Consider the following 9,404-nt stretch of genomic DNA (forward strand, 5'->3'; position numbering starts at 1 on the left):
TCAGCGGCGGACGTACCTGGCGATGATCACGCCGGTGGTCGACGGAACGCAACCGACGAGCTCGAACTCGGTCGCCGGCGCCGGACCGTCGAACAGCCGCGCGCCGCAGCCCAGCGTGATCGGCGTGATCAGCAGCGTGTACCGGTCGATCAGCCCGGCCGCGTGCAGCGTCCGCACCAGTGACGCGCTGCCGACGATCCCGAGGTTGCGGCCGGGTTCGGCCTTCAGCTTCCGCACGCTCTCCACGGCGTCCCCGTGCAGCAGCACGGAGCCCTGCCAGTCGTCGACGTCCTTGAGCGACTGCGAGACGACGTACTTGGTCGTCGAGTTCATGCGCGCGCTGTACGGGTTGCCGTCGGTCGCCCTGCCCCACACCTGCGCGAAGTCCTGCCAGGTCCGGCGGCCGAGCAGCATGTCGCCGGGCGCGGTCAGGTCGGCGCCCATCTCGCGGGCCAGCACCTCGTCGTGGAAACGCACGCCCCAGCCGCCGTGGGGGAAGCCGCCGCGGGTGTCCTCGTCCGCCCTGGCCAGGCCTTGGACGACGCCGTCGAGGGTGACGTGCATGGTCGCGGTGATCGTTCGCATCGGGTTGTCCATGCCCCTACACGAACGGGCTTCCGCGGATTCGACAGCTATCCCGCGCGGACGAGGAAGCCGCCGATCAGCTCGGACACGACGTCCGGCACCTCGACCGCGGCCAGGTGCGCCACGCCGGGTAGCACCACGAACTCCGCGTGCGGGATCGCGCCCGCCAGCTCCGCGCACTCGGCGACGGGGAAGGTGGCGTCCTCGTCGCCGGCCACCACCAGCACCGGGCAGGTGACGGCCTGCAGCAGCCGGCGCTGGTCGGGGCGCTGCGGCACCACGCTGGTGACGGCGTGCCCGACCGACGCCGGGTCGGCGGCGTGGACGGCCTTCCGCACCCGTGCGACCACCTCCGGCCGTGCCCGGCGCGTGGTCGGACCGAGGAACGCGTCGAGCGCCGGACGCGTGAGCGGTCCCCGGATGCCACCGAGGAGTGCCGCGGCCCGCACCAGCAGCGGGTACTCGATCCGCTGGCGCAACCCCGCCGGAGACGCCGTGCCGTTGAGCAGCACCGCGGCGCGCACCCGTTCCGGACGGGTCGCGGCACACCGCGCGCTCACCATGGCGCCCCACGAGTTGCCGACGAGCACGGCCTGGTCGACGGCCAGGTCGTCGAGGATCGCGGTGATCACCTCGACGCAGTCGTCGAACGTGAACGGGCCGGTCAGCGGCTCGGACGCGCCGTGCCCCGGTGGGTCGACGGCGATCGTCGTGTGGGTGGCGGCGAACCGGGCGACCTGCGCCGACCACAGCTCACCCGTCATCAGCAGGCTGGGCCAGAACAGGATCGCGGGGCCGTCGCCGGCGACCGACACGCGGATCCGGCCGAGCGGAGTGGCCACGTCACGTGGCGTCGGCTCCATCGCCGCACCCTATGCGAACCCGTGAGTAACCGGCGAGGACGGCGGTGATCCTGCCCGGGTTGTGCAGGGCACGCGCGCCGGTGCCGTCGAAGCAGAGCACCGCGCCCTCGCGGAACAGCAGCACGTCGCCGAATCGACAGTGCAGCTCCACGCAGCCGCGTTCGAGCAGCACCAGCGTGCCCAACCAGTCGGCCTCGATGAGCGCGTGCCAGTCGTCGGGCTCGATCCGCAGTTCTCGACGGCGGATGCGGCGCCCCGTGAACACCTCGCCGTCCGGCCAGGACATGCCCACCCCCGTCGGGCCGCGGGGTGCGGCCCACACAAGTAGGACCACGGCGGGCACCGGAAGTAATCGGCGCCGCGTCCCTCAGCGGTACCAGAGGCGGTAGGTGAAGCCGACGGTACGGCCGTCGGGATCGGGCCCCGTCCACGGCTTGGTGATGGTCAGGAGCGCGATGTTGCCCTCCTCGGTGATCACGCAGATCGAGCGGCCCACCGCCACGCCCGGCACGTTCTTCGTCCAGCCGGGGACGGCCGGGTCGCAGTCCTGCCGGGTGTAGGGCCCGGAGCGGGGCGGCAGCCGTTTGAGGAGTCCGCCTTCGCCCGTCGCCAGCGAGTCGAAGTGGTACTGGTCCGACTGGCCGCTGATGTCGAGCCCGGGCTTGTCCTCGGGGCCGCCCGCCTCGTCGAGCTCGAAGTCGAAGCCTTGCTCCGGGACGAGGCCCGTCACCTGTCCGGTCCGCTCGGTCGGCGCCGCACTCGGCGTGGCCGCGTCGGGTGTGGGGAGCGCCGCCGACGTCGACGGGCCGGCCGAGGTGCGCATGCCGAGCGCGGTGACCCCGGCGCCGACCGCGAGCGCGGCGAGGAGCGCGGCCGTCGTCAGGAACCACCGCCGGGGTCTCGGCTCGGCGGCCACCGGCGTGCCCGGGACGTCGGTGACCTGCGACAGCGCGTCACCGGTCGAGTCGAGCCACCGGCGCAGCTCGCGCGGGCGGCCCTCCGGCGGTGCCGTGATCGCCTCCATGACCGTGCGGACGAGCAGCGGGCGCCGCCTCGTCACGGGTGCGGCGCGCAGGAGCGAGTGGAGGGCGGGCAGGTCGGTCCAGCCGTCCGGGCCGGTGGGCGGCCGTTGACCGGTGAGGACCTGGGCGGTGGTCACGGCGAAGGCGTAGCGGTCCGCCTCCGGTGTCGCCTGCGCGCCGGGGACGCGCAGCTCCGGGGCCGCGTACGGGGCGCTGCGGCCCGACCCGCCCGCCGCGTCGGTGAGGCGGACCAGTCCGAGGTCGACCAGGACGGAGCCGGCGCCGTTCTCGCGCACCACGATGTTCGCCGGTTTCACGTCACCGTGGGCCACGGGGACGCCCGTGGCGGCGCCGGAGTGCATCTCGTCGAGCGCGGCCGCGACGGTGCGCAGCATGCGCAACCGCTGGCTGCCGGTCGCGTCGGGGTTCTCGTCGCACCATTCCCGCAGGGTGGGCCCGTCGATGTGGTCCATGACGACGTACCCGGCCACCGACGCGGGATCCGCCTCACCGCGGCGGTGCCGCAGCGGGCCGGTGAACACGTCGGTGACCCGCACCAGGCCAGGGTGCGCGAGGCTGCGCAGCAGGTGCCCGTACGGCACCCAGTCCACCGCCGCGTCGGGTTGCACGATCTTGACCGCCACCGTCGTCCGACCACTCGTGGACAGCGGCAGCTCCGCGCGCCACACCTCGCCCTCTCCGCCGCCACCGAGCAGCGCGACCAGGCGATACGTGTCGGGTGCTGCGGCGGGGCCGACCCAGACGTCACCGTCGGTCATGCGGTCGCCGCGAGATCGCTACCGTGCGTCCGATGGCCGAGCAGCGGTGGGTGCTGGCGTACGAGCACGACGACGTGCGGTCGTCCGTGCCCGTCGGCATGAAGATCGAGGTCGGGGCGTCGCTGACGGTGGGGCGGCACGGCGACGTCCCGCTCGGCGTCGAGATCGAGGACCGCGGCATCTCGCGCGAGGCGGCGCACGTCACCGCCACCGAGCAGGGCTGGCACGTGGAGATCGGCAACCGGAACCTCGCGATGCTGCACCCGTGGGGCCAGGGCCCGAGCCTGGCCGACCCGACGCTCGACCTCACCTGGCCGCGCGTCGCGATCCGGCTCCTCAACGGCTCCCCCGCGGACGGCACCGACCCGCGACGCCACTGGCTCCTGCTGGAAGCCGACATGCTCGACCCCACCCCGGCAGGCGCCCGGCGCGCGGCCGACTCCGCCACCAGCACCCACCGCCCGCCCCGACCGGGGAAGCTGGCTCCCGGTCAGCTCGCGGCACTGCAGGTGGTGTTCGCCGAGCACCTGCGCTGGCCCCCCGTGTCGCGGGCCGAGCCGCGCACCCTGACCGCAGCCGGCCGCGCGCTCGGCATCACCGAGTCCGGGGTGCAGGACCGGCTCGACGGCGCCGTGAAGCGCGCGGTCGCCCTGGGCCTGCACCGCCCGCTCGGCTCGACCAACCCCGAGTACCTCTACGTGCTGGTGAGGGCGGGCTACTTCCCGCCGCCCCAGCGGGAGCTGCACCGGATCCTGCTCGGCTGACGGCGAGGCGCGCATGGTCGCGTTCCTTCCACATCGGACGACCCGGCGCAAACCTGCTGCGCAGCAGGATGTCCGGTTCGCCCGATCGTTGCTTCGCTGTCGTCACCGGTTCGGACAAGGAGGCGACGGGTGATGCGCACGATCACGAGGAGCACCGCACGTGTGGCCGTGGCCATCGCGGTGCTCGCCGCGGCGATGGCGGGATCGTTCGCCGGAACGGCGAGCGCCGCACCGCTGCCACAGCGCACCGCTGTCCAGGAGTGGACGGCCCTCGGCACGACGCCGAGCCCCACCTGGTGCCCGCTGGGGAAGGCGCACAAGGGTGGGAAGGGCTGCCGGGGCGGCAGCCTCGTGCCCAAGGTCGACGTGGGCAGCGTGCACAAGACCGTCGGCGCCGTGACGGTGAACTGCAGCGTCGGCTCCTGCTCGATCTACATCTCCCGTTCGGCGACGAAGGAGCTGAACGAGCACGGCGACCTCCTGGTCGGCGGCTCGACCTCCGGGGCGACCGGGCTCGCCGCTGCGCTCGGCATCAGCGGCCAGCTGGCCGTCGTCGTCGGCGCCGCCGTCACCCTGAACGCGCAGGTGGTCCGCGACACCATCAAGCAGGCCGCCGAGCACCACGGCAAGAAGGGCGCCTGCTTCAAGATCACCAAGCCGCACGTCCCAGGCCTGGGCGGTCTGGGGATGGCCGTCAACTCCTACACCCACTACTCGACGAACAACGGCCCGTTCTGCAAGGACTAGGAGCAGAGCACCAGCGCCAGGACCACGACCAGCGTGGCGCCGGTGGCGAGCCTCGCCACCGGGCGTCCGACCCGGGCCAGCAGGGCCCGGGTCGGACGCGCGACGGGTGCAGCCGCGGCCGGTGCCACCCGCATGTGCGGCAGCCGCAGCTCCACCTCGACCAGGCCGTGCCGCCCGTGCTCGACGTGGGCCCGGCACCCGATCCGTTCCCCGGCGTCGAACCGCGCTTCGAGCTCGGGGAGGTAGTCCTGTGCGGTGCGGTAGGGCAGTTCGCCCACCCGGCCGCCGTCGATGCGGACCTCGATGCCGGCCCGGCCGGCCCAGCTGCCGCCGGTGACGGGCGCGCGCACCAGCTCCGCGAGGAGCCGACGGGGCGGCTCGCCCACAGCCGGGAGCAACCCGGCGAGCACGAGCTGGTGGTGCTCCACCTCGCCGACGGCTACCTCGCGCTCGGGCGCGAGGACACTCAGGGCGACGGTCGAGTGGTCTGTCACGGGCGCGGTGCCTCCACGGACGGAGTGACGGCGGACACACCGGAATTCGCAATCGGACGCGATCCGTTACGGACCACTGGTCCGAACGGGTGCCGGACCGGTCAGTGCGGCACCAGCGCGCGGCTGATGACGAGGCGCTGGATCTGGTTGGTGCCCTCGAAGATCTGGGTGATCTTCGCTTCGCGCATGTACCGCTCGACGGGGAAGTCGCGGGTGTAGCCGTAGCCACCCAGGACCTGCACGGCGTCGGTGGTGACCTTCATGGCGGCGTCCGTCGCGACGAGCTTGGCGACCGATGCCTGCCGGCTGTACGGGCGGCCGAGGTCGCGCCGGCGGGCGGCGTCGAGGTAGGTCGCGCGGGCGGAGTCGACCGCAGCGGCCATGTCGGCGAGCAGGAAGCCCAGCCCCTGGTGGTCGGCGATGCGCTTGCCGAACGCGGTTCGCTCCTGCGCGTACTGCACGGCCGTGTCCAGCGCGGCCTGCGCGATCCCGGTGGCGACCGCGGCGATGCCGAGGCGGCCGCCGTCGAGCGCGCTGAACGCGATCGGCAGGCCCTGCCCCTCCGCGCCGATCAGCCGGTCGGCCTCGATGACGGCGCCGTCCCAGTGGGCGGTGACGGTGGGGATCGCGTGCAGGCCCATCTTCTCCTCGGGACGGCCGAACGACAGGCCGTCGGTCTGGCCGGGGGCGAGGAAGCAGGAGACGCCGCGGCTGCCCTCGCCGGTGCGGGCGAACAGGGCGTAGTAGTCGACCTTGCCGCCGTGCGTGATCCAGGCCTTGGTGCCGGTGATCCGGAAGCCGGCGTCGACGCGCTCGGCGCGGCAGGTCAGCGCGGCCGCGTCGGAGCCCGCCTGCGGTTCGGAGAGGCTGTAGCCGCCGATCAGCTCGCCCGCGAGCATGCGCGGCAGCCAGCGCTCCTTCTGCTCGTCGGTGCCGAACGCCGCCAACGGGTGGCAGGACAGCCCGTGGACGCTCACGGCGACCGCGACCGCCGCCCAGCGCATCGCCAGCTCCTCGAGGACCTGCAGGTAGACCTCGTACGGCTGCCCACCCCCGCCGAACTCCTCCGGGTAGGGCAGGCCGAGCAGGCCGGCGGCGCCCAGGGTGCCGAAGAGCCCGTCGGGGTAGGTCTCGCGCCGTTCGTGCTCCTCGACGCGGGTGGCGAGCTCCTTGTCGGCGATCTCGCGCGTCAGGTCGATGAGGTCGTGCGCCTCGGCGGTCGGCAGCAGCCGGTCGACGGTCATTGCGGCTCCAGGGATACGGAGTGCTGTACGATCGTACGGTGAATCGTACTGTACGGCAGGCGGAGCTGTTCGACCAACTCGTCGAGACGTTCCTCTCCGACGGCTTCGGCACGCTCACGATCGACGCGCTCGCCGCGCGCCTGCGCTGCTCCAAGAGCACCCTCTACGCGCTCGCCGGCACCCGCGACGAGCTGGTCCGCGCCGTCGTCGTGCACTTCTTCCGGCGGGCCACCGAGCGCGTCGAGGCCGGCCTGGCCGAGGCCGTCGACCCGCGGGCGCGGCTCGTCGCGTACCTCGAAGGGGTCGCCGCGCAGCTCAAGCCCGCGTCGGCCGCCTTCTTCGACGACGTCGCCGCCTCACCCGCGGCCCGCGAGATCTACGAGCGCAACACCGCGGCCGCGGCCCGACGCGTCGAGCAGCTGGTCGCCGAGGGTGTGGCGAGCGGGGCGTTCCGGCCGGTGCACGTCGGGTTCGTGGGGGACCTGATCAGCGCCGCGATGGTCCGCATCCAGCAGCGCCGCGTCGCCGCGGCCACCGGCCTGGACGACAGCGCGGCGTACGCGGAGCTGGCCGCGCTGGTGGTGGACGGCCTGGCCCCGCGCCCCTGACGACCTCGCGTAGTCCATCAGGGGCATTTCCCCTCGCTAGGCCTCAGCGCCCGGCGTACCGTGCTGATGCATGCCAGGTGGGCCGCCGCCCCTGGTGGGGCTGGTGCTCTTCGTCGTGGCTGCCACGTGTCCGGCGCTGATCGCATGGCTCGCGGTGCGCATCGCCCCGACGCTCCTCGGCGCGCTCGGGCACTGCCTGCGCGACCGCCGGCCGCGCCCGGAGTGCCAGCCGCTGGAGACGGTCGTCGCCTCGCTGCGGCGGCTGCGTCGGGAGATCCGCGACGTCCCGCCCACGACGAACGTGCGCGCCCAGGCCCTCGCCGCCGCCTACGACGACGTGCTGATCGACGTGTGCCGCATCGTCGGGGTGGAGACCCCGCTCGCCGGAGCGGAGGCAGCGGAGCGCCCGTTCGCGCGCCTGCAGACGGAGGCGGCGCTGGAGCAGGCCGGGATCGCGCTGGACCCGCCGGGAAGCGTTACGGCAGGGTGATCCACACCCCTAGTCCCGCACGGTAAATTTTCCTTTACCCCCTTGGGAACGTGCTGGACCCCCCGCTCGTTGTAACCCATGGAAGCGCCCACATCGCGCCCAAGATCCTTGGAGGAGGCCCAGGTGCGCACCAGCAGCAACCCGGCGTTCCGCAACCTGCCCGGAAACGGGCAGTCCGGCGGCTACGCCACGTTCGACCGCTCCGGCGGTGCACTCGGTGCCGCCGGTGCCTACGGCGAGATGGCCGGACCCGACGTCGATCCGGGCCGCGCCGGCGTCGACGAGCGCCCGCTCACCATCGACGACGTCGTCATGAAGACCGCGATGACGGCGGGTACGGCGATCATCGCCGGCGTGCTGACGGCCTGGTCGGGCCTGTACGTCCTCGCGCTCCCGGCGGCCATCGTCGGCCTCGTGCTCGGCCTGGTGCTCACGTTCAAGCCGCAGTGGGCCAACGCGCCGATGGTGCTGCTCTACTCGGCCGTCGAAGGTGTGTTCCTCGGCGGGCTCACCGGCATCCTCGAGCGGATCCCGAACCTCCAGGGCGTCGGCTTCCAGGCCATCGTCGGCACCATGGGCGTGTTCCTGGGCATGCTGTTCGTCTACAAGACGGGCGCCGTGCGGGTCACGCCGCGGTTCACGAAGTGGCTGACGGGTGCCATGATCGGCGTCGTCGTGCTGATGCTGGTCAACCTGGTGGTCAGCTTCTTCACCACCGGCGGGATCGGCCTGCGCGACGGCTCGCCGCTCGCGTACCTCTTCAGCATCGTCTGCATCGGGGTGGCCGCGTTCAGCCTGCTGCTCGACTTCGACCAGGCCGAGCGGGCCATCCGCAACGGCGCCCCGGCCCGGTTCGCCTGGTACATCGCGTTCGGCCTCATGGTCACGCTGGTCTGGCTGTACCTGGAGATCCTGCGCCTGCTGTCCTACCTGCGCGGGGACTGACACCCGCCCGCCCCACGGCCCGTCCCTCGCACGAGGGGCGGGCCGTTGTGTTCCGTCAGTAGTACGTCACCCCGGGCACGCCGCCGCCGACGGCCACCGCGTCACCGTTGATCGCGACGCTGCGCGGCGAGCACAGGAACGCGATGACGTCGGCGACCTCGGCGGCGGTCACCAACCGGCCGATGGTGGTGCCGGCGGTGAGACTGGCCATCGCCTCGTCCTCGGAGATGTCCTGTGCCGCGGCCATCGCCGCCACCGCGGCGGGCGTCTTCTCGGTGACCGTGATGCCGGGGTGCACCACCGTCACGTTGACCCCGTGCGGGCCGAGCTCGGCGGCGAGCGCGCTGGTCATCGAGGCGACGGCGACGTTGCGCACCGACCCGACCAGCGACGTCGACCGGCGCGCGTTGAGCCCGCTGACGTTGACGATCCGGCCCCATCCCTGCGCCGTCATGTGCGGCGCGACCGCGCGGGCGCAGCGCAGGTAGCCGAGCACCTTGATCTCCAGCTCGGCGCGCACGACGTCGTCGGAGGTGGCGCTGGCGGCCAACTGCTGCCCGGCGGACGCCGGCCGAGCGGCGGCGTTGACGAGCACGTCGACGCCCCCGAACCGCTCCACCACGGCGTCCACCATCGCCCGGACCGACTCGTCGCTGCCGGTGTCGGCGCTGAACGGCTCGGCACCGATCCCCTGCGCCGCAGCGTCGAGCGCGTCGGCGTCCCGCGCGACAACCGCCACCCGCGCCCCTTCCGCGATCAGCGCGGTGGCCGCGGCCAACCCGATCCCGCGACTCCCACCGGTGACGATCGCCCGCTTCCCGGTGAGCTGAAGATCCATTCGACGAGCCTACTGCTCACGCACG

12 protein-coding genes are annotated in these 9,404 nt (G+C 73.1%); 5 read left to right on the plus strand and 7 right to left on the minus strand.

Translation table 11 applies throughout. The features are described from left to right. The 4 genes from ACQEVB_RS10710 to ACQEVB_RS10725 are packed head-to-tail and all read right to left on the minus strand — an operon-like array spanning position 1 to position 3,249. On the minus strand, positions 1 to 585 hold the full coding sequence (locus tag ACQEVB_RS10710) for a dihydrofolate reductase family protein (protein WP_432968308.1): 585 nt from the start codon (positions 583 to 585) through the stop codon (positions 1 to 3). Positions 586 to 632: 47 nt separating this feature from the next. Continuing rightward, entirely contained in the window at positions 633 to 1,448 is an 816-nt protein-coding gene (locus ACQEVB_RS10715; protein ID WP_432968311.1) for an alpha/beta fold hydrolase, read from the minus strand. Then, positions 1,429 to 1,782 carry a hypothetical protein gene (locus tag ACQEVB_RS10720; protein WP_432968314.1) on the minus strand — a complete coding sequence of 118 codons (354 nt, stop codon included), beginning with the start codon at positions 1,780 to 1,782 and terminating at the stop codon, positions 1,429 to 1,431. The genes ACQEVB_RS10715 and ACQEVB_RS10720 overlap by 20 nt, the downstream gene beginning before the upstream one ends. 33 nt (positions 1,783 to 1,815) lie before the next feature. Then, a complete protein-coding gene (locus ACQEVB_RS10725) occupies positions 1,816 to 3,249 on the minus strand; it encodes a protein kinase domain-containing protein (protein WP_432968317.1) in 1,434 nt (477 codons plus the stop codon). 32 nt (positions 3,250 to 3,281) lie between these two features. On the opposite strand from ACQEVB_RS10725, the gene ACQEVB_RS10730 reads away from it, so the two are divergent. Next, positions 3,282 to 4,013 (plus strand): hypothetical protein, encoded by a 732-nt coding sequence (locus ACQEVB_RS10730; protein ID WP_432968320.1) that lies wholly within the window; start codon positions 3,282 to 3,284, stop codon positions 4,011 to 4,013. A 132-nt stretch (positions 4,014 to 4,145) separates the two neighbouring features. Then, on the plus strand, positions 4,146 to 4,760 hold the full coding sequence (locus ACQEVB_RS10735) for a hypothetical protein (protein WP_432968322.1): 615 nt from the start codon (positions 4,146 to 4,148) through the stop codon (positions 4,758 to 4,760). Here the strand turns inward: ACQEVB_RS10735 and ACQEVB_RS10740 are convergent. Further along, entirely contained in the window at positions 4,757 to 5,254 is a 498-nt protein-coding gene (locus tag ACQEVB_RS10740; protein ID WP_432968325.1) for a hypothetical protein, read from the minus strand. The genes ACQEVB_RS10735 and ACQEVB_RS10740 overlap by 4 nt on opposite strands. A 101-nt stretch (positions 5,255 to 5,355) precedes the next feature. Further along, the gene (locus ACQEVB_RS10745; RefSeq protein ID WP_432968328.1) at positions 5,356 to 6,498 is read right to left on the minus strand and encodes an acyl-CoA dehydrogenase family protein; all 1,143 of its coding nucleotides are present in this window, start codon (positions 6,496 to 6,498) and stop codon (positions 5,356 to 5,358) included. 38 nt (positions 6,499 to 6,536) lie between these two features. On the opposite strand from ACQEVB_RS10745, the gene ACQEVB_RS10750 reads away from it, so the two are divergent. From ACQEVB_RS10750 to ACQEVB_RS10760, 3 genes are all read left to right on the plus strand, one after another. Further along, the gene (locus tag ACQEVB_RS10750) at positions 6,537 to 7,106 is read left to right on the plus strand and encodes a TetR/AcrR family transcriptional regulator (protein ID WP_432968331.1); all 570 of its coding nucleotides are present in this window, start codon (positions 6,537 to 6,539) and stop codon (positions 7,104 to 7,106) included. Between the two features lie 70 nt (positions 7,107 to 7,176). Then, complete coding sequence (locus tag ACQEVB_RS10755) at positions 7,177 to 7,596, plus strand: hypothetical protein (protein WP_432968334.1); 420 nt, start codon at positions 7,177 to 7,179, stop codon at positions 7,594 to 7,596. Positions 7,597 to 7,719: 123 nt separating this feature from the next. After that, entirely contained in the window at positions 7,720 to 8,541 is an 822-nt protein-coding gene (locus ACQEVB_RS10760) for a Bax inhibitor-1/YccA family protein (protein ID WP_432968337.1), read from the plus strand. A 55-nt stretch (positions 8,542 to 8,596) separates the two neighbouring features. On the opposite strand, the gene ACQEVB_RS10765 is transcribed toward ACQEVB_RS10760, so the two are convergent. Then, positions 8,597 to 9,379, minus strand: coding sequence for an SDR family NAD(P)-dependent oxidoreductase (locus ACQEVB_RS10765; RefSeq protein ID WP_432968340.1), 783 nt, complete (start codon positions 9,377 to 9,379; stop codon positions 8,597 to 8,599). Between the last annotated feature and the right edge of the window lie 25 nt (positions 9,380 to 9,404).

It is taken from the genome of Pseudonocardia sp. CA-107938, from assembly GCF_050936315.1.
Classification (GTDB): Bacteria; Actinomycetota; Actinomycetes; order Mycobacteriales; family Pseudonocardiaceae; genus Pseudonocardia.

Coding starts and splice junctions, on each gene's coding strand:
- ACQEVB_RS10710 (WP_432968308.1), bottom strand. CDS start 585: ATGCGAACGATCACCGCGACCATGCACGTCACCCTCGACGGCGTCGTC.
- ACQEVB_RS10715 (WP_432968311.1), bottom strand. CDS start 1,448: ATGGAGCCGACGCCACGTGACGTGGCCACTCCGCTCGGCCGGATCCGC.
- ACQEVB_RS10725 (WP_432968317.1), bottom strand. CDS start 3,249: ATGACCGACGGTGACGTCTGGGTCGGCCCCGCCGCAGCACCCGACACG.
- ACQEVB_RS10730 (WP_432968320.1), top strand. CDS start 3,282: ATGGCCGAGCAGCGGTGGGTGCTGGCGTACGAGCACGACGACGTGCGG.
- ACQEVB_RS10735 (WP_432968322.1), top strand. CDS start 4,146: ATGCGCACGATCACGAGGAGCACCGCACGTGTGGCCGTGGCCATCGCG.
- ACQEVB_RS10745 (WP_432968328.1), bottom strand. CDS start 6,498: ATGACCGTCGACCGGCTGCTGCCGACCGCCGAGGCGCACGACCTCATC.
- ACQEVB_RS10755 (WP_432968334.1), top strand. CDS start 7,177: ATGCCAGGTGGGCCGCCGCCCCTGGTGGGGCTGGTGCTCTTCGTCGTG.
- ACQEVB_RS10765 (WP_432968340.1), bottom strand. CDS start 9,379: ATGGATCTTCAGCTCACCGGGAAGCGGGCGATCGTCACCGGTGGGAGT.